Annotated in this window: 21 protein-coding genes and 1 pseudogene; 15 read left to right on the forward strand and 7 right to left on the reverse strand. The window is 67.3% G+C overall.

The features are described from left to right. Nucleotides 1–10 precede the first annotated feature (10 nt). Nucleotides 11–1,102, reverse strand: a complete 1,092-nt coding sequence (locus QWL29_RS19035; protein ID WP_305824452.1) for a porin — start codon at nt 1,100–1,102, stop codon at nt 11–13. Nucleotides 1,103–1,358: 256 nt separating this feature from the next. On the opposite strand from QWL29_RS19035, the gene QWL29_RS19040 reads away from it, so the two are divergent. The 8 genes from QWL29_RS19040 (at nt 1,359) to QWL29_RS19075 (ending at nt 7,159) form a co-directional block, all read left to right on the forward strand. Next, nucleotides 1,359–2,057, forward strand: a complete 699-nt coding sequence (locus QWL29_RS19040; protein ID WP_305824453.1) for a pirin family protein — start codon at nt 1,359–1,361, stop codon at nt 2,055–2,057. A 38-nt stretch (nt 2,058–2,095) separates the two neighbouring features. Next, nucleotides 2,096–2,518, forward strand: coding sequence for a DoxX family protein (locus QWL29_RS19045; RefSeq protein ID WP_305824454.1), 423 nt, complete (start codon nt 2,096–2,098; stop codon nt 2,516–2,518). 27 nt (nt 2,519–2,545) lie between these two features. Beyond that, a complete protein-coding gene (locus QWL29_RS19050; RefSeq protein ID WP_305824455.1) occupies nt 2,546–2,929 on the forward strand; it encodes an OsmC family protein in 384 nt (127 codons plus the stop codon). Nucleotides 2,930–3,079: 150 nt separating this feature from the next. Continuing rightward, complete coding sequence (locus QWL29_RS19055) at nt 3,080–4,810, forward strand: amidohydrolase (RefSeq protein WP_305824488.1); 1,731 nt, start codon at nt 3,080–3,082, stop codon at nt 4,808–4,810. Nucleotides 4,811–4,914: 104 nt separating this feature from the next. Further along, complete coding sequence (locus QWL29_RS19060; protein WP_305824456.1) at nt 4,915–5,211, forward strand: DUF3144 domain-containing protein; 297 nt, start codon at nt 4,915–4,917, stop codon at nt 5,209–5,211. A gap of 36 nt (nt 5,212–5,247) precedes the next feature. After that, nucleotides 5,248–5,502 (forward strand): hypothetical protein, encoded by a 255-nt coding sequence (locus QWL29_RS19065; protein ID WP_305824457.1) that lies wholly within the window; start codon nt 5,248–5,250, stop codon nt 5,500–5,502. 1 nt (nt 5,503) lies between these two features. Next, on the forward strand, nt 5,504–5,788 hold the full coding sequence (locus tag QWL29_RS19070) for a hypothetical protein (protein WP_305824458.1): 285 nt from the start codon (nt 5,504–5,506) through the stop codon (nt 5,786–5,788). A 24-nt stretch (nt 5,789–5,812) separates the two neighbouring features. Then, nucleotides 5,813–7,159: an MBL fold metallo-hydrolase gene (locus tag QWL29_RS19075; RefSeq protein ID WP_305824459.1), complete on the forward strand. Its 1,347-nt coding sequence runs from the start codon at nt 5,813–5,815 to the stop codon at nt 7,157–7,159. 9 nt (nt 7,160–7,168) lie between these two features. Here the strand turns inward: QWL29_RS19075 and QWL29_RS19080 are convergent, their stop codons facing one another. Continuing rightward, a complete protein-coding gene (locus QWL29_RS19080; RefSeq protein WP_305824460.1) occupies nt 7,169–7,930 on the reverse strand; it encodes a hypothetical protein in 762 nt (253 codons plus the stop codon). A gap of 202 nt (nt 7,931–8,132) precedes the next feature. On the opposite strand from QWL29_RS19080, the gene paoC reads away from it, so the two are divergent. Together paoC and QWL29_RS19090 are read left to right on the forward strand one after the other, a co-directional pair. Beyond that, on the forward strand, nt 8,133–10,337 hold the full coding sequence (gene paoC / locus QWL29_RS19085) for an aldehyde oxidoreductase molybdenum-binding subunit PaoC (protein WP_305824461.1): 2,205 nt from the start codon (nt 8,133–8,135) through the stop codon (nt 10,335–10,337). 138 nt (nt 10,338–10,475) lie between these two features. Continuing rightward, a pseudogene (locus tag QWL29_RS19090) lies at nt 10,476–11,282 on the forward strand (aldo/keto reductase); the annotation flags it as partial. Between the two features lie 73 nt (nt 11,283–11,355). On the opposite strand, the gene QWL29_RS19095 reads toward QWL29_RS19090, so the two are convergent. Next, the gene (locus tag QWL29_RS19095; RefSeq protein WP_305824462.1) at nt 11,356–12,246 is read right to left on the reverse strand and encodes a LysR family transcriptional regulator; all 891 of its coding nucleotides are present in this window, start codon (nt 12,244–12,246) and stop codon (nt 11,356–11,358) included. A gap of 164 nt (nt 12,247–12,410) precedes the next feature. Between QWL29_RS19095 and QWL29_RS19100 the strand changes: the two genes are divergently transcribed. Next, nucleotides 12,411–12,893, forward strand: a complete 483-nt coding sequence (locus tag QWL29_RS19100; RefSeq protein ID WP_305824463.1) for a (R)-mandelonitrile lyase — start codon at nt 12,411–12,413, stop codon at nt 12,891–12,893. A 6-nt stretch (nt 12,894–12,899) separates the two neighbouring features. Here QWL29_RS19100 and zwf read toward each other — a convergent pair whose 3' ends face one another. Continuing rightward, nucleotides 12,900–14,366, reverse strand: a complete 1,467-nt coding sequence (zwf, locus tag QWL29_RS19105; protein ID WP_305824464.1) for a glucose-6-phosphate dehydrogenase — start codon at nt 14,364–14,366, stop codon at nt 12,900–12,902. A 234-nt stretch (nt 14,367–14,600) separates the two neighbouring features. Between zwf and pnuC the strand changes: the two genes are divergently transcribed. Together pnuC and QWL29_RS19115 are read left to right on the forward strand one after the other, a co-directional pair. Beyond that, nucleotides 14,601–15,191 (forward strand): nicotinamide riboside transporter PnuC, encoded by a 591-nt coding sequence (gene pnuC, locus QWL29_RS19110; protein WP_305824465.1) that lies wholly within the window; start codon nt 14,601–14,603, stop codon nt 15,189–15,191. Continuing rightward, on the forward strand, nt 15,188–16,234 hold the full coding sequence (locus QWL29_RS19115) for an AAA family ATPase (RefSeq protein WP_305824466.1): 1,047 nt from the start codon (nt 15,188–15,190) through the stop codon (nt 16,232–16,234). The genes pnuC and QWL29_RS19115 overlap by 4 nt, the downstream gene beginning before the upstream one ends. 16 nt (nt 16,235–16,250) lie before the next feature. Here QWL29_RS19115 and QWL29_RS19120 read toward each other — a convergent pair whose 3' ends face one another. Beyond that, a complete protein-coding gene (locus QWL29_RS19120; protein ID WP_305824467.1) occupies nt 16,251–17,144 on the reverse strand; it encodes a LysR family transcriptional regulator in 894 nt (297 codons plus the stop codon). Nucleotides 17,145–17,354: 210 nt separating this feature from the next. Between QWL29_RS19120 and QWL29_RS19125 the strand changes: the two genes are divergently transcribed. Together QWL29_RS19125 and QWL29_RS19130 are read left to right on the forward strand one after the other, a co-directional pair. Beyond that, nucleotides 17,355–18,404, forward strand: a complete 1,050-nt coding sequence (locus QWL29_RS19125) for an NAD(P)-dependent alcohol dehydrogenase (RefSeq protein WP_305824468.1) — start codon at nt 17,355–17,357, stop codon at nt 18,402–18,404. Nucleotides 18,405–18,439: 35 nt separating this feature from the next. Next, nucleotides 18,440–19,678, forward strand: coding sequence for an MFS transporter (locus tag QWL29_RS19130; protein ID WP_370663718.1), 1,239 nt, complete (start codon nt 18,440–18,442; stop codon nt 19,676–19,678). A 35-nt stretch (nt 19,679–19,713) separates the two neighbouring features. Here QWL29_RS19130 and QWL29_RS19135 read toward each other — a convergent pair whose 3' ends face one another. Together QWL29_RS19135 and QWL29_RS19140 are read right to left on the reverse strand one after the other, a co-directional pair. Next, the gene (locus QWL29_RS19135) at nt 19,714–21,120 is read right to left on the reverse strand and encodes a tetratricopeptide repeat protein (protein ID WP_305824469.1); all 1,407 of its coding nucleotides are present in this window, start codon (nt 21,118–21,120) and stop codon (nt 19,714–19,716) included. A 14-nt stretch (nt 21,121–21,134) separates the two neighbouring features. Beyond that, complete coding sequence (locus QWL29_RS19140) at nt 21,135–21,512, reverse strand: energy transducer TonB (RefSeq protein WP_305824470.1); 378 nt, start codon at nt 21,510–21,512, stop codon at nt 21,135–21,137. Between the last annotated feature and the right edge of the window lie 29 nt (nt 21,513–21,541).

Consider the following 21,541-nt stretch of genomic DNA (forward strand, 5'->3'; position numbering starts at 1 on the left):
ATTCCCTGGTTCAGAACGCGTGGCGCAGGCCCAGCGCGGCACCCGCTGCGCGCGACCCCCTCGTCGCATCGAGCGAATTGATGGCGAAATCGTAGCTGCCCCGGCTGTCGTTGCGCAGGTGCGTGTAGAAGGCGAACACGCTGGTGCGCTTCGACAGCGCGTAGTCGTAGCCCAGCGTGGCATGCACGGCGCCGGTATCGTCGCCGGCACGCACGAAGCCCACCTGTTCCGCTGTCGTCCCCTTGCCATCGCGGGCCTTGGCTACACCCAGCTTCAGCGCATGCGGTCCGAACTGCCGCGTTAACGACACATAATACGAACGCCGCGCCAGCTCGCCGGCCGCCGTTTCGTAATGCAGCTGCTCGACCGCCGCCGCTAGCCGCGCCGGCCCGAACTGCCAGGCCGCACCCAGCTTGGTTCCCCAGTCATTCAGGCCCGGTCCGCGGTATTCGCGGTGGCGCTCGTGGGCGACCGTCGCGTACAGGCTGCCGCGCTCGAATACCAGCGACCCCGAGGTCAGCGAAGGCTTGGCGCCATTTGCCGGCGACTCCTCGTTGAAGCCGTGCGCCACGCGCAGCATCAGGCCTTGCCAGGCGGGCGTCCAGTAGTGCAGGCTGTTCTGCTGGCGGCGGTCGAACGACGTGGTGTCGCTGATGTTGCTGGCGCTGGCTGCCGAGCCGTTGCCCATGATGCTCATGTAGCCGGCCGTGGTCGGATAGAAGGGGTCGAGGCCGGCGGTTGCGGCATTGTAGGGCGTGGTCCAGTTACCGGCGAACAGCGTGCCCCAGGCGCCTTCCAGGCCGACGCGGGTGTCGCGCGCAGCCACGCCGCCGGCGCCCGTGTCCGGCGAGAGCGTGCCTTCGACCTGGAAAATCACGCGCAGGCCGTTGCCGAGTGCTTCGCTGCCGCGCACCCCGAATACCGAGCGGTAGTTGGCCAGGCGCACGTCGGTGGCACCCCGGGCGCCATCGCCGCCGCCGTGCAGGCACATGTTTTCCACGGCGAGGTTCAGGCGGCCATACAGCTGCAGCGCGTCGGCCATGGCCAGCGCCGGCGTGGCGAGCAGGCCGAGGAGGGCGCTGCGAAGAGGAGTGCGTTTCATGGCGGTGCTTTCATATCCGGGAAGCTGCCGATACTAGCAAGGGCAGGCAACCTTGAAACCCGCCATTCGGCAGGTTGCGTCATCATCGAAAAACTCGATGATAGGCCGTGAAATAACCCGTTTTCCTTCGCTTGCCCAAGCGTCCATAATGTTTTCCATGCAAGGCGCCGCGGGGCATCAGCCCGGATGAGGGAGCAAGTTCGGCAGCGCCAGGTGATCGAACGGTTCGATTACTTTCAACCAAAAGGAAAACATCATGTTGAAGATTCGTCAAAGCCAGGACCGCGGTGTCGCCAGTTTCGGTTGGCTCCGTTCGCAGCATACCTTCTCGTTCGGCCACTACCAGGATCCGGCCCACATGGGCGTCGGCCCGCTACGCGTGATCAACGAAGACCGCGTGGCCCCAGGCCGCGGCTTCGAGCCGCACAGCCACCGCGACATGGAGATAATCTCCTACGTGCTCGACGGCGCGCTGGAACACAAGGACAGCATGGGCAACGGCTCGGTCCTGCGCTACGGCGACGTGCAGCGCATGAGCGCCGGCAGCGGTGTCACCCACAGCGAGTTCAACGCCTCGAAAACCGAACCGGTGCACTTCCTGCAGATCTGGGTGATCCCGAACGAGGGCGGCGCGCCGGGCTACGAGGAAAAGCACTTCGACGCCGACGCCAAGAAGGGCCGCCTGCGCGTGATCGCATCGAACGACGGCCGCGAAGGCTCGGTCTCGCTGCGCCAGGACGCATCGATCTACGCCACCATCCTCGACGGCGAGGACCGCGTCGAGCATCGTCTGGCAGAAGGGCGCCAGGCCTATGTGCAGGTGGCGCGCGGCAGCGTCAACGTCAACGGCCAGCGCCTGGACACCGGCGACGCGGCCCACGTCAGCGGCGAAGACCTGGTGCGGTTTGACAGCGCCAGCGACGCCGAAGTGCTGCTGTTCGACCTGCCGTTGTAATCGCATCATCTGATAACTAACCTGAAAGGAGCACTACCATGAACACCACCAAACTCTACCCGATCGGCCGCGCACTGGCCGGCGTCTTGTTCCTCGTATCCGGCATCGGCAAGGTGCTTGGTTTTGCCGGCGTCGCGGCCTGGATGAACAGCGCCGGCATCCCGGCGGCCGGCGTGCTGCTGGTGCTGACGATCCTGCTCGAAGTGGGCGGCGGCCTGGCCCTGGTTACCGGCTTCCAGGCACGCCTGGCGGCGCTGGCGCTGGCCTTGTTCCTGGTGCCGGTAACGTTGATCTTCCACGGGTTCTGGCATGCCGACGCCGCCGAGTTCCAGAACCAGCTGAACCACTTCCTGAAAAACCTGGCTATCCTGGGTGGCATGCTGGTCATCTTCGGCATCGAGCAGGAGCGCGCCGCGGTCCAGGCAGGCAAGAGCGCGGCTTTGCGTACCCAGGCAGCTTGAACCTTCAGCAAACGACAGGAGAACACCATGCAAGTGACGACCCACCGCGGCGCCGGCCCGCTGCAGCAAGTCATCGAGATCGGCCCGCACCAGGTGCTGAGCGACGCCCCCGTCGAATCCGGCGGCGAGGGCAGCGGCCCGGCCCCGCACGATTTGCTGGCGGCGGCGCTGGCGGCCTGCACCACGCTGACCGTCAACCTGTACGCCCGCCGCAAGGGCTGGAAGCTGGACGAGGTGCTGGTGACGGTGGACCACGGCCAGGAAGGCGCGGCCTACGGCTTCCAGCGCAGCATCCGCCTGCTGGGCGACCTGGGGGTGGAAGAGCGGGAACGCCTGCTCGACATCGCCAACAAGTGCCCGGTGCACAAGACGCTGTCCGGCCAGATCGCCATCCGCACCGAGCTGGTGTAGCCGCGCCGCCGTCCCCGCCATAAGGCAGGGGACGGCGCGGCAGCCAGCCGTTATCGTCACCAGGCTGCGCAGACTCCCTGCCGCCACCGCTTCCAACGAAGGACCGACACCATGACTACCCACCTGAAACACGCTCTCCTTTTTTCCGCCATGCTCGCTGCCGGCCTGGCCCAGGCGCAGGCCGACCTGATCCTCACCAACGGCAAGATCGCCACCATGGCGCGCGAGGGCGAATTCGTCCAGGCGGTCGCGGTCAAGGACGGCAAGGTGCTGGCGGCCGGCAGCAACGCCGAGGTGCTGAAGCTGAAGACACCAGCCACCCAGCTGATCGACGCCGCCGGGCGCACCGTAATCCCGGGCCTGAACGACTCGCACCTGCACGTGATCCGCGAGGGCCTGAACTACAACATGGAGCTGCGCTGGGACGGCGTCACTTCGCTGAAACGCGCGCTGCAGATGCTGAAGGAACAGGCCGCGCGCACGCCGGAAGGCGAGTGGGTGAAAGTGGTCGGCGGCTGGAACGAATACCAGTTCGAGGAAAAGCGCCTGCCGACGCTGGAAGAAATCAACGCCGCCGTGCCGGACCGCCCGGTCTTCATCCTCTACCTGTACGGCCTGGGCTTCCTGAACAAGAAGGGCATCGCCACGCTCGGCTACACGAAGGAGACGACATTCAAGGACGGCGTGGTGGAGCTCGACGCCAAAGGCAAGCCGACCGGCAGGCTGATCGCCAAGCCGAACGCCCTGATCCTGTACTCGACCCTGGCCAAGACCAACAAGTTGAGCCGTGACGACCAGCTGAACTCGACCCTGCATTTCTACCGCGAGCTGAATCGCCTGGGCGTGACCAGCGCCATCGACGCCGGCGGCGGCTTCCAGAACTACCCGGACGACTACGGCGTGACGCTGGAACTGGCGCGCGCAGGCAAGCTCACCGTGCGCACCTCCTACTACCTGTTCGCCCAGCGCGCCGGCAAGGAGCTGGAAGACTTCCAGCGCTGGACCACGATGACGCACCCGAAGAAGAACGACCACATGTTCTATCCGAACGGCTTCTCGGCCGAGGGCGGCGGCGAGAACCTGGTGTCGAGCGCGGCAGACTTCGAGAACTTCCTCGAGCCGCGGCCCGACCTGCCGGAGACCATGGAAGGCGAACTCGAAGCCGTTGTCAGCCTGCTGGTGAAGAACCGCTGGCCCTTCCGCCTGCACGCCACCTATGGCGAAAGCATCGACCGCGACCTGGCCGTGATCGAGAAGGTGAATGCGAAGACGCCCCTGAACGGCCTGCGCTTCATCGTCGACCATGGCGAAACCATTACCGACGCCCAGCTGGCGCGCATCAGGAAGCTCGGCGGCGGCGTGGCGGTGCAGGACCGCATGCACTTCCAGGGCGAAGCCTACTGGAAGCGCTACGGCGAACAGACGCGCCAGATGCCGCCGATCCGCAAGATGCTGGACATGAAGCTGCCGGTCGGCCTGGGCACCGACGGCACGCGCGTGTCGAGCTACAACCCCTGGCCTTCGCTGTACTGGGCGGTGACCGGCAAGACCGCGGGCGGCATGCCCATCTGGCAGGACAAGGACGTGCCGACCCGCTACGAGGCGCTGCAGCTGATGACCACCGGCTCGGCCTGGATGAGTGGCGAAGAACAGGTGAAGGGCAAGCTCCAGGCCGGCCAGTACGCCGACTTCGTGGTGCTGCCGCAGGATTACTTCACGGTGGATGCCGAGAAGATCAAACGCCTGGAAAGCCTGCTGACCGTCGTGAACGGCAAGGTGGTGTACGGCGCAGGTAGCTATGCGCCGCTGGCGCCGCAGCTGCCGCCCGTGTCGCCGGCCTGGAGCCCGGTGGCGGCGTACGGCGGCTACCAGAACCGCTAGGCCTGGGATCGGCGCCGTGCTTGTGCTAGAGTGCCTTTCCCGGCGCCCGCCGCAGTCATCGCCGGCGCTTGCATCCCATGCTTAACCCACAGTCTAGAGAAATTATGAGCGAAAACATCATTGGTCCGGAATTCTGGCAGCGCGTCGACGGCGTCATCAACTACGCAAACGACCAGTGCGACAGCAGCACGCCAAGCGAAGTCGGCGCATCGACGCTGTTCGCGGCGTCGCGTTTCAATGCTTTTCTGCTGGCGAAAAGCACGGGCAGCCCGCAGAACATGACGACCGAAAAAGAGCGTGCCCTGGAATACTTCGTCGGCCAGTTCCGCGAAATGATGACCGCGAATATCGACGATTTCATCGCCAACTACGACAAGTACATGCTGCCGGATCCGCAATAAGGGGCGGCGCGTCCGAAGCAGCAGCCAACGACAGGCATGCGCCATATCGACACCCTTGACGCGATGGCTGTCTTCCTGGAGGCGGACCTGCTCCCGTATGATGCCTCGCATGGCATCACGCAGCCAGGGATCCGGCTCGACATGGCGGCCACGCAGCTTGCACGCGCCGTCAGGGCGGGCGAGCTTCTGGCCATCGCCATCGCGCATAGGCTGATCATTCCCGACAATGACAAAGCACATGCGCTCGTTGCCGCGCTTGGCATGCCCTACCGACATCCCGGGGAGCGGTGAGATGCGTTTCGATGTCCTGCTATATGGCGTATCCGGACTCTTGTTTCTGCTCGCCGTGCCGCCGCTACGCGCTTCCTGGAAGGCGCACAGGTACAGGGCAATGGTCGACCTCGCATTGTTGGTCGTGCCGGTCGGCCTGTATGTGGCGCGCACCTTGATCAAGTCGGACGGACGAATGGTGTGGGAGCTCCTGGTCTTACCGCGGCTCATCCAGGCCTTGTCGGTGGTGGGAGTGTATGCGGCCACAGGCCGTGACGGTGAAGCGGTGCTTTGGCCGTCCCCTTGAATGTATCAATCGAAGCCTGACACCATGAACACGACCGCCATCACCATCTCCCGCATCCTGCATGCGGGGTACCTGTTCGAATGCGAGGGCACGCGCATTGCCTTCGACACGATTTTCGAAAACCCCTTCAGCCGCAACTGCCACGCGTTCCCGCAACTGCGTTTCGATGAAGATGCCATCCGGCGCCAGCGCTTCGACGCCGTCTTCATCTCGCACTTCCACGACGACCACTGCTCGCTCGACAGCCTGGACCTGCTCGACCGCGCCACGCCGATCTACCTGTACTGCATCTTCGACGAACTGTTCGACATGATCCGCCAGCTCGGCTTCTGCCATGTGCATCCGCTGCGCCTGGACGAGTCAGTCACGGTCGGTCCTTTCCAGGTAACGCCGCGCGAGGCCATGGATGCCGACGTCGACTCGATGTTCCAGGTGCGCGCTGCCGGCCTGAACGTGCTGAACGTGGTCGACTCCTGGATCGACGACACGACCCTGGGCCAACTGGTGGACGAGGGCCCTTGGGACATGGTGCTGTGGCCCTTCCAGACCATGCGCGAACTCGAGGTGCTGGCGCCATCGCGTCATGCGGCCGCGCCGCCGGCCCTGCCCGAGGAGTGGATCGCCCAGTTGCAGGCGCTGCAACCGCGCTACGTGGTGCCGAGTTCCTGCCAGTTCCTCCAGGAGCCCTGGTCCTGGTACAACCGCGCCTTTTTCCCGATCTCGTATGCGCAGTTCGGGCGCGAGGTGGACGCGGCCTTGCCGCAGGCGCAGGTCGTGCGTCTGAATCCCGGGGTGTCGGTACGGCTCGATGCGGATGGTCTGCAACCGGCGCCGCCCCTGCCCTGGGTGATCCCGGTGGGCGAACAGGATGTCGACTACGCCTATGAAGGCAACGCATCCGCGCCACCCACGAGCGAGATCGCGCGCCATTTCGCGCCCTTGAGCGAGGCCCAGCGCGCACGCGTGCTCGATTACTGCCGCAGCGGGCTGCTTGAGAAATACGGCGACGTCGAGGCCTCGTCCGATTACTTCGACGTGCCCCGCGTGTGGCAGCTGTCGACCGTCGACAGCGACGGCAGCACCACGCACTGGCGCTACCGCCTGGAGGACGGCAAGGCCACGCTCGACGACGCTGCGGGGCCGCTGGGCTGGACCACCGAAATCCCTGCAACCAAGCTGTATGGCGCGCTGGAGCAGGGCGAGTCGATGACCACGATGTACATGCGCATCAACGACACCGTGTTCGACGACGACACCGAACGCGACCTGCTGGACGCCGACGTGGTCGACGACCCGCTGATCCGCTGCCTGTTCAGCGACACCTTCGGCGCCTACCAGGCGGCCCAGCTCAAGCGTTTGCTGGCACGCTGAGGCCAGGGTTTACTTGCCGAGCAGTCGCAGCGACTGCTCCCAGTTGGCTTCCCAATCGAGCAGGCAGTCGTGGGTCTTGAAGGCGCGCTTCAATGCCCCGAGCGGCGCCCGGTAGACGTCGTGCAGGCCCAGCGCCAGCGTCACCGGGTTCCACACCGCATTGCGCTTCGACTTGCGCACGCTGGCTTTCACGCGAGCCCCATCGTCGCCGAAGATGCCGATCGCATCGTCCAGCGCCTTTTCCAGATTCATGCGCACGACCGGCCCGAAGGCAGCCAGCACCTCGGCCCTGGTAATCCCCAACTGCGATTCCTTCGCCGCCTGTTTCGGTGGCTCTTGTAGGGTGGACTCCCGAGTCCACGCTGTCGTCCCTTCGCCCACCCCACCGGGCGTGCTCGCCGCATGCTTCAACCTGCCTGCGAGCTTTTCCACGTCTCTTTTCAAAAAACGTAGATCAGCCAGCGCCCGCGTAAAACCCGGCTCCGGCAGCACCGCAATGATCTTGTACGCATCCTTGGTCCGCGTGATCAGCACATCCTCGCTGCCGCCAGCCAGCCGCGCGATGTCGGCCGCATAAAAGATCGGCGCCGCATAGCCGCCATTGGCGTCGCCGAACAGTTCCGGATAGGCCGGGTCGTAGTCGAGCCACACATAAGGCGTGAGTTCGTGTTCCAGCAAGCGCGCCAGGGTCCAGGGCGTGCCGGTTTGCGCGGCCAGCCAGGCGCAGGCCTCGACGATGGTGGCGCGGAAAGGGAGGTCGGGAGTGCTCATGGTACTTTCAAGGGATGGTTGCGCCAGCATTGTAGTGCGAACCGCGCGCCTGCGGCGATTCATGAATCCTCTTCATAAGACTGTGCAAACGAACGGTCTGTTCAGCACGGCGCGCAGCGGTTACATTCAGCCATGGCCGCATCGGCAGACAAGCCATGCATCTCCTTCCCAGTCACGCGGCACCAGCGAGGACAGAGCGACGATGAAATTCGATACCCCGGCATCCACCAATCCCATCGACCGCCTGCGCGTGGTCGGCAAGCCCACCCCGCGTATCGACGGCCCGCTGAAGACCACCGGCAGCGCCACCTACGCCTACGAACAGGACGCGCAGGCGCCGCATGCCGCCTACGGCTACATCGTCGGCGCCGGCATCGCCAAGGGCCGCATCCTCGATATCGACCTGCGCGCCGCGCGCGCATCGCCGGGCGTGGTCGGCATCGTCACCGCGCGGGACGCCGGCAAGCTGGGCGTCGGCGGCTTCTACGTGGCCAGGGCCCTGGCCGGGCCCGAGGTCGACCACTACCACCAGGCAGTGGCGATCGTGGTGGCCGAGACCTTCGAGCAGGCGCGTGCCGACGCCGGCCTGGTGCGGGTGCGCTACGCCCCGGCCACGGGCAGCTACGACCTGGCCAAGGCCCCGCCCAAGCCGCCGGGCAAGCAGGAGCTGCAGAAGGAGGATGCCTTGCGCACGGCGGTCGGCGACTTCGCCAGCGCCTTTGCGGGCGCCCCGGTCACGCTCGACGCCCAGTACACCACACCCGACCATTCGCACGTGATGATGGAGCCGCACGCCACCATCGCCTCGTGGGAAGGCGACCAATTGACCCTGTGGACCGCGATCCAGCTGGTCACCTGGGGCACGCGCGACATGGGCAAGATCCTCGGCATCGCACCCGAGAAGATCCGCATCGTCTCGCCCTACATCGGCGGCGGCTTCGGCGGCAAGGGCTCGGTGCTGTCCGACGCGGTGCTGGCCGCGCTGGCCGCGCGCCAGCTGAAGCGCCCGGTGAAGGTGACGCTGCAGCGTTCCCTCATGTTCAACAACACCACGCACCGCGCCGCCACCATCCAGCGCATCCGCATCGGCGCCGGCAAGGACGGGCGGATCACGGCCATCGGCCACGAAAGCCGCTCCGGCAACCTGGGCACGCGGCCGGAAACCGCCACCGCGCCGACCAAGCTGCTGTACGCGGGCGCCAACCGCATGACGCGGCTGACGGTGGCCCACCTCGATTTGCCGGAAGCGAGCGCGATGCGCGCACCGGGCGAAACCCCGGGCATGATGGCGCTGGAAATCGCGATCGACGAAATGGCGGACAGGCTCGGGCTCGACCCGGTGGCCTTTCGCATCCTGAACGATACCCAGGTCGACCCGGAGTCGCCGGACAAACCTTATTCGAAGCGCCAGCTGGTCGAGTGCCTGCAGGACGGCGCGGCCAGGTTCGGCTGGAACCGGCGCAGCGCCACGCCGGGCGCGCGCCGCGATGGCCCCTGGCTGGTCGGCATGGGCGTGGCCTCGGCGATTCGCGGCGCGCCGGTGGTGAAGTCCGCGGCCAGCGTGCGCCTCGACCGCCAGGGCATCGTCACCGTGGAAACCGACATGACCGACATCGGCACCGGCAGCTACACCATCCTGGCGCAGACCGCCGCCGAGATGCTGGGCGTGGGCATCGACAAGGTGGTGGTGCGCCTGGGCGACTCGCGCTTTCCGGACGGCGCAGGCTCCGGCGGCCAGTTCGGCGCGGCCTCGTCGACGGCCGGCGTGTACGCGGCCTGCGTCAAGCTGCGCGAGATGATCGCCGCGCGCCTCGGCCTGGGCGGCACCGACCTCGAGTTCGTCGGCGGGCGCGTGCGCGCAGGCGGCAACAGCCGGCCCTTGCTTGACGCTGCCGCCGGCGGGGAGCTGGTGGCCGAAGACGCCATGGAATACGGCGACCTGGCCAAGCGCTATGCCCAGCAGACCTTTGCCGCCCACTTCGTTGAAGTCGGCGTGGACGCCGCCACCGGCGAAATCCGCATCCGCCGCATGCTGGCCGTGTGCGCTGCCGGGCGCATCATCAACCCGCTGGCGGCGCGCAGCCAGATCCTCGGCGGCATGACCATGGGCGCGGGCGCGGCGCTGATGGAAGACCTGGTGGTCGACAAGCGGCGCGGCTTTTTCGTGAACCACGACCTGGCCGGTTACGAGGTGCCGGTGCATGCCGATATCCCGCACCAGGAAGTCATCTTCCTCGACGAGGTCGACCGGACCGCCGGGCCGCTGAAGGCCAAGGGCGTGGGTGAACTGGGGATCAGCGGGGTGCCGGCGGCGATTGCGAACGCCGTCTACAACGCCACCGGTGTGCGCGTGCGCGATTACCCGGTCACGCTCGACAAGCTGCTGGACAAGCTGCCGCCGCTGTAAGGGGCGCCTGCTGCGCAGATCGGCCGCTGGGCCGATGCATTCATGAGCCGCGTTCATGACGCCATCCAGGTTTGACAGGCTAATCAAGACGCGGCGCGAGGCGTAGCATGAGCCCATCAATCAACGCAGGAGTACACCATGCAACAACGCACCCTCGGCCAAAGCGGCCTCCAGGTCTCCGCCCTCGGCCTCGGCTGCATGGGCCTGAGCTTCGGCTACGGCCCGGCCACCGACGCGCGCGACGCCATCGCCCTGATCCGCGCCGCCCACGAACGCGGCGTCACCTTCTTCGATACCGCCGAAGCCTATGGCGCCATCAACGAGCAGATCGTCGGGGAAGCGCTGGCGCCGGTGCGCGGCCAGGTCGTCATCGCCACCAAGTTCGGCTTCCGCGACGGCGTGGCCGGCGCGGGCCTCGACAGCAGCCCGCAGCGCATCCGCGCCGTGGCCGAAGCCTCGCTGAAAAACCTGCGCACCGAGCGCATCGACCTGTTCTACCAGCACCGGGTCGATCCGAACGTGCCGATCGAGGACGTGGCCGGCGCTGTGGCCGACCTGATACGCGAAGGGAAAGTCGGCCATTTCGGCCTGTCCGAGGCCGGCGCCGATTCGATCCGCCGCGCCCACGCCGTACAGCCGGTAGCGGCGCTGCAAAGCGAGTATTCGCTGTGGTGGCGCGAGCCGGAGCACGAGATCCTGCCGCTGCTGGAAGAACTCGGCATCGGCTTCGTGTCCTTCAGCCCGCTTGGCAAGGGTTTCCTGACCGGCGCCATCGACGAGAACACCACGTTCGACAGCAGCGACTTCCGCAACAAGGTGCCGCGCTTCGCGGTCGAGGCGCGCAAGGCGAATGCGCGCGTGGTGGACGTGGTGAAGTCGCTGGCGGCCGGGAAGGGCGTGACGCCGGCGCAGATCGCACTGGCCTGGCTGCTGGAGCGCAAACCGTGTCGGCACGGTGCAAGTGGAAGGGGCGCGCTATCCGTCCGAGCTGCAAAAGCTCGTCAGCCGCTAAGTATCGCTACACCCGGTAGCGCAGCGCGTCGATCACCAGCGACAGGGCCGGCGACGACTGGCGCCGGCTCGGGTAGTACAAATGGTAGCCGGGGAAGCTCGGCATCCAGTCGGCCAGCACCTGCACCACGCGCCCGGCCGCGATGTGCTCGCGCGCGATGTCCTCGGGCACGCAGGCCAGGCCGAAGCCGGCCAGCGCCGCGCGCAGCATCGGGCGGCTGCTGTTATAGACCAGCTGGCCCTGCACGCGCACGTTCAGCGCCTGCCCGTCCTTCTCGAACTCCCAGGCATACAGGCCGCCGTAGGTGGTCAGGCGCAGGTTGATGCAGTTGTGGGCGGTGAGGTCGTGCGGCGTGAGCGGCGCGGCGTGCTGCTTGAAATAGGCCGGTGCGCCGATCACCGCCATTTTCAGGTCGGGCGCGATGCGCACCGCGATCATGTCCTTCGCCACCTGGTCGCCCAGGCGCACGCCCGCGTCGTAGCGGTTGGCGACGATGTCGATCATCCCGTATTCCACCGCCACCTCGACAATAATGTCCGGATACTGCGGCAGGAAGGGTTCGAGCCGTGGCCAGATGACGGTATCGGCCACGTGTTCGGCGGCCGAGATACGCACCGTGCCGGCCGGCTTGTCGCGCAGTTCGCTCAGGGCCGCCACTTCGGCCAGGATCTCGTCGAAACGCGGCGCCACTGTTGCCAGCAGGCGCTCGCCGGCATCGGTGGGCGAGACGCTGCGCGTGGTGCGGGTCAGCAGGCGGATGCCGAGCTTCGCTTCCAGGCCGCGGATCGTGTGGCTCAATGCCGACTGCGAGACCCCGAGTTGGGCCGCCGCGCGCGTGAAGCTGCCTTCGCGGGCGACGGTGACAAAGGCCAGCAGGTCGTTGAAGTTGTGCTGCATCGGTTTCCTTCGTGCGTTCGATGCGGCGATTCTACCCGCGCGGGGCAGGGCCTGCGGACAGGATTCATGAGCGGTGCTCATAAGCCTTAGCGGTGCGTGCCAGCTAGGCATGGCGCGCCCCAGGCTTTACAGTCTGGCCACGTTCAACTTCATGCGGAGAGCAGATGAAAGCACGATATCCCACCATGGCGGCCCTGGCGCTGGCCGCCTGCAGCACGTTCCAGGCCCAGGCGGCCGACGGCGGCGGCACCCAGGTCATCTACCGCGCCGGCTCCCAGCCGTCCTTTGCCGGGTCCGCCGCGAACTTCGACGGCAAGGTGCGCGTCGACCCGCTGTTCCCGGCCGGCCAGCGCACCAGCTTCGGCGCGGCCACGGTCAGCTTCGAGCCAGGCGCACGCTCGGCCTGGCACGTGCACCCGGCCGGCCAGTACCTGATCGTCACTGCCGGAACGGGCTGGACCCAGGCCGAGGGCGGCCCGGTGAAAGAGCTGCATGCCGGCGACGCCGTCTGGTGCCCGCCCGGCGTCAAGCACTGGCACGGCGCCACGCCAGGCACGGCGATGAGTCACATCGCCCTGACCGGCATCGTCGACGGCAAGAACGTCGAGTGGCTGGAAAAGGTCAGCGCCCGGCAGTACCGGCGCTGACCGGGATTACTCGAACCACGAGAAGCCGTCGCGCGCCAGCAGGGCGAACGAGGCGGCGGGGCCCCAGGAGCCGGCGGCGTATTGCTGCGGCTTTTCGCCCAGGGTCTTCCAGCCTTCGATGATCGGATCGGCCCATTCCCAGGCCGCTTCCAGTTCGTCGCGGCGCATGAAGTGGGTCAGGCGGCCGCGCACCACGTCGATCAGCAAGCGCTCGTAGGCTTCGGCGCGGCGCTGCTTGAAGGCCGATTGCAGGTCGAGGTTCAGCTCGACCTGCTGCATCTGCATGCCGCTGCCCGGCTGCTTGGCCATGATCTGCAGCTTGATCGCTTCTTCCGGCTGCAGCTCGATCACCAGGCGGTTGGTCACGCCGCCCGGGTTTTCCGGGAACAGCGGAAAGGGGGGATTGGCGAACTCGATCACGATTTTTGAGGAGCGGCGCGCCATGCGTTTGCCGGTGCGCAGGTAGAACGGCACCTTCGACCAGCGCCAGGTGTCGATGTGGGCGCGCAGGGCGACGAAGGTCTCGGTGCGGCTGCCTTCCGGGACGTTCGCTTCTTCCAGGTAGCCTTTCACTTCCTCGCCGCCGCCCACGCCGTGGCTGTACTGGCCGCGCACGGTGTCGCGCGCGATGTCGGCCAGGGTGAAGCGGCGCAGCGAGCGCAGTACCTTGAGTTTCTCGTCGCGCACGGCGTCCGGCGACAGCGAAGTCGGCGGCTCCATCGCCACGATGCACAGCAGCTGCAGCAGGTGGTTCTGCACCATGTCGCGCATGGCGCCGGTGCTGTCGTAGAAGCCGGCGCGGCTGCCCACACCCACTTCCTCGGCCACCGTGATCTGCACGCTGACGATGTTCGGCGCGCGCCAGATCGGTTCCAGGATCGAATTCCCGAAGCGCAGCACGGTCAGGTTCTGCACCGTCTCCTTGCCCAGGTAATGGTCGATGCGGTAGATCTGCGATTCGGCGAAATGCTTGCCGACGGCTTCGTTGATTTCCACCGCCGACGCCAGGTCGCGCCCGAGCGGCTTTTCCAGCACCACCCGTGCGTGCTGGTCGACCAGGCCGGCAGTCGACAATTTGTCGCAGATGGTGGTAAACAGCGAAGGCGCGGTGGCCAGGTAGTAGACGCGCTGCGCACCCTCGCGCGAGGCTTTGGCCAGGGCGCCGAAGTCGGGCGCCTGCTGCACGTCGAAGCGCACGAATTCGAGCAGGCCCAGGAAACCGGTCCAGGTGGTCTCGTTGAAGTTCTCGGCCGCGATGAAGGGGCGCGAATGTTCGGTTACATGACTGGCGTAGGCCGCGTTGTCGTAGTCCTGGCGGCCGGTGGCGAGGATGCGGGTGGCGCCGGGCAGGTTGCCGTGCAGGTAGGCCATGTACAGGGCCGGCAGCAGCTTGCGCATCGCAAGGTCGCCGACGCCGCCAAAGATGACCATGTCGAGAGGGAGTTCGGTGTCGGGGGTTGGGGTAGGCGTCATGTCGGATTCGTGATGTTGTTGAGCAGCCGTACGTGCGCGCACGCGGCCGGCCTGGTGCTATCGAGCGTCCTAGCATATCACTAGCTTGCCATGTCGGCAGGGGTCGTGCGCCGCGACGCCCCGTAGCTGGACAATTTTGCTGGCCTGCGGATGGGCTGCACCGGCATACTGGCGCTCCCCGGCCGCGCATCTGCCGTAGTACGTTCCGGCCCACCACCAGCAGGAACCGACACCATGACAGCACCACTCGAAATCGCGGCAAACGCCTTTGCCACCGCCGCCATCCTGCTGGCGGGACGCAACAGCATCCACACCTGGTGGACCGGCATCGTCGGTTGCGCGCTGTTTGCCGTCGTCTTCTTCCAGGCGAACCTGTATGCCGACGTGGTGCTGCAGGTGTTCTTCGTCCTGTCGAGCGTGGCCGGCTGGCGCCTGTGGCTGCGCGGCAACCACGGACATGCCCTCGTGGTGCGCCCGGCCGAGCTGCGCAGCCTGGCCTGGATCGTGCCGCTCGGCCTTGCCTGCGCCGCCGGCTACGGCGCGCTGCTGCACTTCTGGACCGACGCCTACGCGCCGTTCGCCGACTCGATGGTGCTGGTGTTCAGCGTGATCGCCCAGCTGCTGCTGACGGGGCGCCGCATCGAGAACTGGCCATTCTGGCTGCTGGTGAACTCGATCGCCGTGCCGCTGTACGCCAGCCGCGGGCTGTACCTGACCGCCTTCCTGTATGCGGTGTACTGGGTGAACGCCATCGTCGCCTGGCTGCGCTGGAGGAAGCTCGCGCGCCTGCAAATGGAAGGCAGCGCCGTGCCGGCCGAAGCATGAAGCGCTACCGGCGCGGCCTGGTGGTCGGGAAGTTCTGTCCGCTGCACCGTGGCCACATGCACCTGATCGGGAGCGCGCTCGGTGCCTGCAACGAGGTGCTGGTGATCAGCTATACGAAGCCCGACTTCGCGCATTGCGATACCGGGGCGCGCGCCGGCTGGCTGTCCGCTTTGTTCCCGCAGGCGCAGCGGCTGGTGATCGACGACGCCGTGCTGGCCGAGGCTTTCCGCCGGGGCGAGACCGACCGCCACGCGACCGTGCCGCCCAACGATGCGCCGGCCGGCGTGCACCGCGAATTCTGCGCCTGGCTGTGCTGGACCCTGGGCGGCGGCGCGGTCGATGCGGTGTTCACCAGCGAAGATTATGGGAACGGTTTTGCCGCCGTGCTGACGGCGGCGTTGTCGAAGCGCCTGGGGCGTTCGCACCAGGTCGAGCACGTGTGCGTCAACCTGGCGCGGCAGGCGGTGCCGGTGTCAGGCACCCAGGTGCGCGCCGATCCCGCCACCTGGCGCGCCTTTCTCGATCCGCTGGTGTATGCCGATTTTGTCGACCGCGTCTGCATTCTCGGCGGCGAGTCGAGCGGCAAGACCACGCTGGTCGAGGCGCTGGCCGCCGCGCTCGGGACCACGGCCGTTCCTGAAGTGGGCCGCACGCGCTGGGAAGAGAAGGGCGGCCAGTTCGTTTTTGAGGACATGCGCGCCATTGCCGAGGACCAGGTCGCGCTCGAGATCGCGCTGGCACAGGAGGCGCGCGGTCCGCTGATTTGCGACGGCAGCGCGCTGACCACGGTGTTCTACAGTCAGGACGGCTACGGCAAGGTCGATCCGGCCGTGACCCGGCTGGCCCGTCGCCGCTATACCCACACCTTCGTCTGCGCGCCGGACTTCCCGTTTGTGCAGGACGGCACGCGGCGCGATGCGGCTTTTCGGCAGCGCCAGCACGACTGGTACGTGGAGACGCTGGACCGGGCAGGCATCGCGTTTAGCGTCCTGCATGGCCCGGTGCATGAACGGGTGCGCCAGGCCCTGTTACTGCTGCGCTGATCCGCGCGGCTATGGGCTATCCCTTGTACCGGATCGCGTCGATCACCAGCCCGAGCGCCCGCGAGGACTGGCGCCGGCTCGGGTAGTAGGCGAACAGTCCCGGAAAGCGCGGACACCAGTCCTGCATCACGCTCACCAGCCGCCCGTCCTGCACATACGGCGCCGTCATCTCCTCGGGCAGGAAGCCGATGCCGCAGCCATCGAGCGCCACCTGCAGGATGTGCGGCGCGGTATTGCACACCACCTGGCCGCGCACGCGCAGTTCCAGGCTTTGCCCTGCGTGCTCCAGCTCCCACGCATACAGCCCGTCGCTGCTGGCCAGGCGCAGGGCGATGCAGTTGTGCTTCATGAGGTCTTGCGGCGTGCCTGGTACCGGACGATTGGCGAAGTAGGCCGGCGAGGCGACGATGGACATCGGCATGTCGACGGTGAGGCGCACTGCGATCATGTCCTTGTCGACCTGGTCGCCGTAGCGCACGCCGATGTCGAAGCGCTCGGCGGCGATGTCGACCAGGCGGTAGTCCGAGCTCAGTTCCACGTGCAGATCCGGGTAGAGCGGCAGCAGCGGCGCCAGGCGCGGCCAGAGCAGGCTTTCGATCACGTGGTCGATGGCGGTGATGCGGATGGTGCCGGCCGGCTTGTCGCCCAGGTCGCTCACCGCCGTGATCTCGGCCTCGATTTCTTCCAGGCGCGGGCCGACGTTCTGCAGCAGGCGCTCGCCGGCTTCGGTGGGCGAGACGCTGCGCGTGGTGCGCGTGAGCAGGCGCACGCCGAGGCGCTCTTCGAGGCCGCGGATGATGTGGCTCAGCGCCGACTGGGTCATGCCCAGTTGGGCGGCGGCGCGCGTGAAGCTGCGCTCGCGGGCGACGGCGAGGAAGACCAGGATGTCGTTGATGTTGTCGCGGGCCATGGTGTGCAAATCGAGAGGTGGACGACGCCGTTTGGCGGATTCGTTTATGATACCGCGCACCGAATCGACGTGTCGATTCATGATGAATATTCATAAGGGCATGCAAATTCGCCTTCGTTCTGCCTGCCTTTTTGCCTGTACCATCCTCCCCCTGATTCGGCCTCGCGCCCCGCAAGCGCCAGGTCCTCGTACAACCTCAAAGGACTACCCATGACCGTCAAAGCCTACGGCGCCCACGCCGGCGACCAGCCCCTCGTTTCCCTCGACATCACCCGCCGCGAGCCGGGTCCGCACGACGTGCAGATCGACATCGCCTTCTGCGGCGTCTGCCACTCGGACCTGCACCAGGTGCGCGGCGAATGGGCCGGCACCATGTACCCGTGCGTGCCGGGCCACGAGATCGTCGGCCGCGTCGCCAGTGTCGGCGCCCACGTCAGCAAGCACAAGGTCGGCGACCTGGTCGGCGTCGGCTGCATGGTCGACAGTTGCAAGCATTGCGGCGATTGCGAAGACGGCCTGGAAAACTACTGCGACGGCATGGTCGGCACCTACAACGGCCCGACCGCCGACGCGCCGGGCCACACCCTGGGCGGCTATTCCGAACAGATCGTGGTGCACGAACGCTTCGTGCTGAGCGTGACGCACGCCGAAGACCAGCTGGCCGCGGTGGCGCCGCTGCTGTGCGCCGGCATCACCACGTACTCGCCGCTGCGCCACTGGAACGCCGGCCCCGGCAAGCGCGTGGGCATCGTCGGCATCGGCGGCCTGGGTCACATGGGCATCAAGCTGGCGCGCGCGATGGGCGCCCACGTGGTGGCGTTCACGACCTCGGAAGCCAAGCGCGCCGATGCACTGGCGCTCGGCGCCCATGAAGTCGTAGTCTCGCGCGATGCCGACGCGATGGCAACGCAAGCCAAGACCCTGGACCTGATCGTCAACACCGTCGCCGCCCCGCACGACCTGGACGCCTTCCTGACCCTGTTGAAACGCGACGGCACCATGGTGCTGGTCGGTGCGCCTTCGTCCCCGCACCCGTCGCCGCAGGTGTTCAACCTGATCATGAAGCGCCGCGCGATTGCCGGCTCGATGATCGGCGGTATCCCGGAAACCCAGGAAATGCTGGACTTCTGCGCCGAGCACGGCATCGTGGCCGACATCGAACTGATCCGCGCCGACGAGATCAACGCCGCCTACGAGCGCATGCTGGAGGGCGACGTGAAGTACCGCTTCGTGATCGACAGCGCTACCCTGGCCGCCTGATCCACCACCGCTAGGGAAGAAAGAACGGCAAGCGCATGAACCCGCAAGCATCGACAAGCAATCCCGGTCTGGCGGGTAACAGTAGTCCGGCGATCATTCCAGCCTGGGGCGCCGTGTTCGCCATGGCCCTCGGCGCGTTTGCCCTGGTGGCATCCGAGTTCATGCCGGTCAGCCTGCTCACGCCGGTGGCGGCGGACCTCGGCATCAGCGAGGGCCAGGCCGGGCAGGCGATCTCGGTGTCCGGGGCGTTTGCCCTGCTCACCAGCCTGTTCATGGCGCCGCTCGCCGGACGGCTGGACCGCAAGGTCCTGCTGCTCGGGCTGACGCTGATGATGATCGTCTCCAGCACGGTGGCGGCCTTTGCGCCGAACTACACGGTCTTCATGATCGGGCGCGCGTTTATCGGCGTGGCGATCGGCGGCTTCTGGTCGATGTCGGCGGCCACCGCGATGCGGCTGGTCCCGACTGACCAGGTGCCGCGCGCGCTGGCCATCCTGAATGGCGGCAATGCCCTTGCCACCGTGGTGGCGGCGCCGCTGGGGAGCTTCCTCGGCGGCGTAATTGGCTGGCGTGGCGCCTTCTTCTGCCTGGTGCCGGTGGCGGCCATCGCGCTGGCCTGGAAGATGATCAGCCTGCCGCCGCTGCCGAGCGCGGGCGGCGCCAGCCTGGGCGCGGTGTTCCGCCTGCTCAAGCGGCCCGCCATCGTGCTCGGCATGGCGGCGACCGGCCTGTTCTTCATGGGGCAGTTCGCGCTCTACACCTACCTGCGGCCTTTCCTGGAAACGGTAACGCATGCGGGCGTGTCGACGCTGTCGCTCTTGCTGCTGCTGGTGGGCGTGGCCGGTTTCGTCGGCACCACGCTGATCGGCGGCTTCCTCAAGCAGCATATGTACCGCACGCTGGTGACGATTCCGCTGGTGATGGCGCTTATTGCCGGCGGCCTGCTGGCCTGGGGCGGCTCGGTCGCGGCCACCGCCGTCCTGCTTTGCCTGTGGGGCCTGGTGGCGACGGCGGCGCCGGTCGGCTGGTGGACCTGGCTGGCGAAGAGCCTGCCCGACGAAGCCGAAGCCGGCGGCGGCCTGATGGTGGCGGTCGTGCAGCTGGCGATTGCCGGCGGCGCCACCCTGGGCGGGCTGCTGTTCGATGCGCGCGGCCATGCGGCGACCTTCAGCCTGAGCGCGGGCATCCTGCTGCTGGCCGCGCTGCTGGCGGCGTTGGCGGCGCGCGCGGCGCGGAGCGAAGTGCGCTCGCGGCGAATTGACCTTTGCATGTGAAACCGGCCCATCTGCATGCGCAGCGGGCCGGTTTTTTATTGGCGTTTCGCCGGCCTTGCGGGCGGGGCGCCCAGGGCCGCGATTTCGCTCTGCGCCTCACGCACGTCCGGGTGCTGGGCGCCGAGCAGCGGCAGCAGCGTTGCATGCACCTGCTGCTGGAGCGCGAGCGCGCGGGCGCGGTCGCCCCTGGCGCGGTAGACCAGCGCCATGTCGCCGCGCACCCGTTCGATCGCATACACGTTCGAGCCGGCCGTGGACGGATAGCTTTGCAGCGCCTGTTCGTACAGCGGCAGCGCCAGGTCGGACCGGCCCAGTGCGTGCTGGACTTCGCCGGTATTGCCCTGCATGTCGGCCAGCGCCTGCTGCCAGGTGTTGGCGTCGAGCCGCGCCTGCACCAGTCGATTGCGGGCGGCAGCCAGGGCATCGCGCCCGCCGTTGCGCTTCTCGGCCTCCCATTGCGCCTGGGCTTCGGCCAGCGCCGCCTGGCTGCTTGCACGGCCGGCTTGAATGCGCGCCAGCGCCGCTTCGCCCATGGCCAGCGCGTCCTTCAGCCGCCCGTGGCGCACCTGCAGGGCCATGTCGCTTTGTGTGTTCTCCAGTTCCGCGCGCAGTGCGTCCTGGCGGGGCTGCCCGGACAGGCGCTGCGGTGCCAGCGCTTCGGCTTCCTTGTAACGGCCCTGGGCGTAATAGATGCTGGCACGCTCGGCGTTCAGGCGCCGCAGCCTGGGCGCGCTTGCCGCGTCTCCTGCCGCCCCGCGTACGCGCTCGGACAGTTCGTTCACCAGCGCCTCGGCGCGCTCGTTGTCTTCCGCGCGGTAGAAGTGATCGGCGGCCGCCAGGTAGGCGGCGTAGCTGGTGCCCTCGAGCGGCGCCTGGTCCGCAGGCAGCGCCGCCAGCAGGCGTGGCGCGAGCGTGTTCATGGTCGGGTCGTCGCTCATCGCGCTGGCCAGCAGCATCAGCTCGCGTGCCACGGACAGTGCCAGCGGATCATTTGCGTCCCTGATTTTGTCGACTACCGCGAGTGCTGATTCGAACAGGCTCAGCGCCAGGGGGCAATGGTCGGTATTACGGGCGGTGCGTGCGCGCCGCTGCAGGTCTTGCGCCAGCGTGGCGCTGGGGGAGGCCGCGTGCCAGATGGTTGCGGCGCGCTCGGCCATGTCGAGCGCCGCCTTGCGGTTGGCGTCGCGCTGCGCCTGCGGCCCGCCCTGGGGCGCCGTTGCGAACGCGAGGTCGGCCAGCGCGGCAGCGAGGTTCAGGTTCTCGGGGCCGGGGTCCGCCCTGGCCCGGTCGAGGCCCTGGCTGGCGCGCGCCAGGGCCTCGGGATCCGCCTTGTAGACCGGGGTATCGCAGGCGATGGCAACGGGCAGCGCGACCGGAACCGGCGCTTGCGCAAAGGCGCCGGCGCAGGCGCCCAATAACAGGAGGAGCAGGGGCCGGGTCATTGACGGAGGGCGCTTCAATCGAGTGTCCATACGTATTGCACGTAAACCGTGTTTTGCACCGGCTGGCCGTCGAGACTGGCCGGGCGGAAGCGGCAGCGCGTCAGGGCGCCGTAGGCGGCGTTGTCGAGATGGGGAAAGCCCGAGCTGCGGGCGATTGCCGCGCCCAGCAGGCGTCCGTTTGCCGCCACCGTGAACCTGAGCGTCACCACGCCGGTCTCCTCGTTGCGAATCGAGGCGCGCGGATAGGCGGGCCGTGGGCAGAGGTCCCAGGACAGCACTTCGGCGGTCGCGCTGATGCGGGCGAACTTGGGGGAATACGGGGCGGCAGGCTCGGGCACAGCGGCCCAGGCCAGGGCCGGCAACAGCAGGATGGGAAGGAGGAGTAGGCGCATCGCTGGGCTCGTCAGGAATACTGGAAGTA

The sequence above is a fragment of the Massilia brevitalea genome (assembly GCF_030711405.1).
Taxonomy (GTDB): Bacteria; Pseudomonadota; Gammaproteobacteria; order Burkholderiales; family Burkholderiaceae_D; genus Telluria; species Telluria brevitalea.

What these genes read in the sequence shown, in the direction of transcription:
- QWL29_RS19065 (WP_305824457.1), top strand. Translation starts at nt 5,248, where the DNA reads ATGCGCCATATCGACACCCTTGACGCGATGGCTGTCTTCCTGGAGGCG.
- QWL29_RS19095 (WP_305824462.1), bottom strand. Translation starts at nt 12,246, where the DNA reads ATGCAGCACAACTTCAACGACCTGCTGGCCTTTGTCACCGTCGCCCGC.
- pnuC (WP_305824465.1), top strand. Translation starts at nt 14,601, where the DNA reads ATGACAGCACCACTCGAAATCGCGGCAAACGCCTTTGCCACCGCCGCC.
- QWL29_RS19045 (WP_305824454.1), top strand. Translation starts at nt 2,096, where the DNA reads ATGAACACCACCAAACTCTACCCGATCGGCCGCGCACTGGCCGGCGTC.
- QWL29_RS19125 (WP_305824468.1), top strand. Translation starts at nt 17,355, where the DNA reads ATGACCGTCAAAGCCTACGGCGCCCACGCCGGCGACCAGCCCCTCGTT.
- QWL29_RS19060 (WP_305824456.1), top strand. Translation starts at nt 4,915, where the DNA reads ATGAGCGAAAACATCATTGGTCCGGAATTCTGGCAGCGCGTCGACGGC.
- QWL29_RS19080 (WP_305824460.1), bottom strand. Translation starts at nt 7,930, where the DNA reads ATGAGCACTCCCGACCTCCCTTTCCGCGCCACCATCGTCGAGGCCTGC.
- QWL29_RS19040 (WP_305824453.1), top strand. Translation starts at nt 1,359, where the DNA reads ATGTTGAAGATTCGTCAAAGCCAGGACCGCGGTGTCGCCAGTTTCGGT.
- zwf (WP_305824464.1), bottom strand. Translation starts at nt 14,366, where the DNA reads ATGACGCCTACCCCAACCCCCGACACCGAACTCCCTCTCGACATGGTC.
- QWL29_RS19100 (WP_305824463.1), top strand. Translation starts at nt 12,411, where the DNA reads ATGAAAGCACGATATCCCACCATGGCGGCCCTGGCGCTGGCCGCCTGC.
- QWL29_RS19075 (WP_305824459.1), top strand. Translation starts at nt 5,813, where the DNA reads ATGAACACGACCGCCATCACCATCTCCCGCATCCTGCATGCGGGGTAC.
- QWL29_RS19130 (WP_370663718.1), top strand. Translation starts at nt 18,440, where the DNA reads ATGAACCCGCAAGCATCGACAAGCAATCCCGGTCTGGCGGGTAACAGT.
- QWL29_RS19115 (WP_305824466.1), top strand. Translation starts at nt 15,188, where the DNA reads ATGAAGCGCTACCGGCGCGGCCTGGTGGTCGGGAAGTTCTGTCCGCTG.
- QWL29_RS19035 (WP_305824452.1), bottom strand. Translation starts at nt 1,102, where the DNA reads ATGAAACGCACTCCTCTTCGCAGCGCCCTCCTCGGCCTGCTCGCCACG.
- QWL29_RS19120 (WP_305824467.1), bottom strand. Translation starts at nt 17,144, where the DNA reads ATGGCCCGCGACAACATCAACGACATCCTGGTCTTCCTCGCCGTCGCC.
- QWL29_RS19055 (WP_305824488.1), top strand. Translation starts at nt 3,080, where the DNA reads ATGCTCGCTGCCGGCCTGGCCCAGGCGCAGGCCGACCTGATCCTCACC.
- QWL29_RS19135 (WP_305824469.1), bottom strand. Translation starts at nt 21,120, where the DNA reads ATGACCCGGCCCCTGCTCCTCCTGTTATTGGGCGCCTGCGCCGGCGCC.
- QWL29_RS19050 (WP_305824455.1), top strand. Translation starts at nt 2,546, where the DNA reads ATGCAAGTGACGACCCACCGCGGCGCCGGCCCGCTGCAGCAAGTCATC.
- QWL29_RS19140 (WP_305824470.1), bottom strand. Translation starts at nt 21,512, where the DNA reads ATGCGCCTACTCCTCCTTCCCATCCTGCTGTTGCCGGCCCTGGCCTGG.
- paoC (WP_305824461.1), top strand. Translation starts at nt 8,133, where the DNA reads ATGAAATTCGATACCCCGGCATCCACCAATCCCATCGACCGCCTGCGC.
- QWL29_RS19070 (WP_305824458.1), top strand. Translation starts at nt 5,504, where the DNA reads ATGCGTTTCGATGTCCTGCTATATGGCGTATCCGGACTCTTGTTTCTG.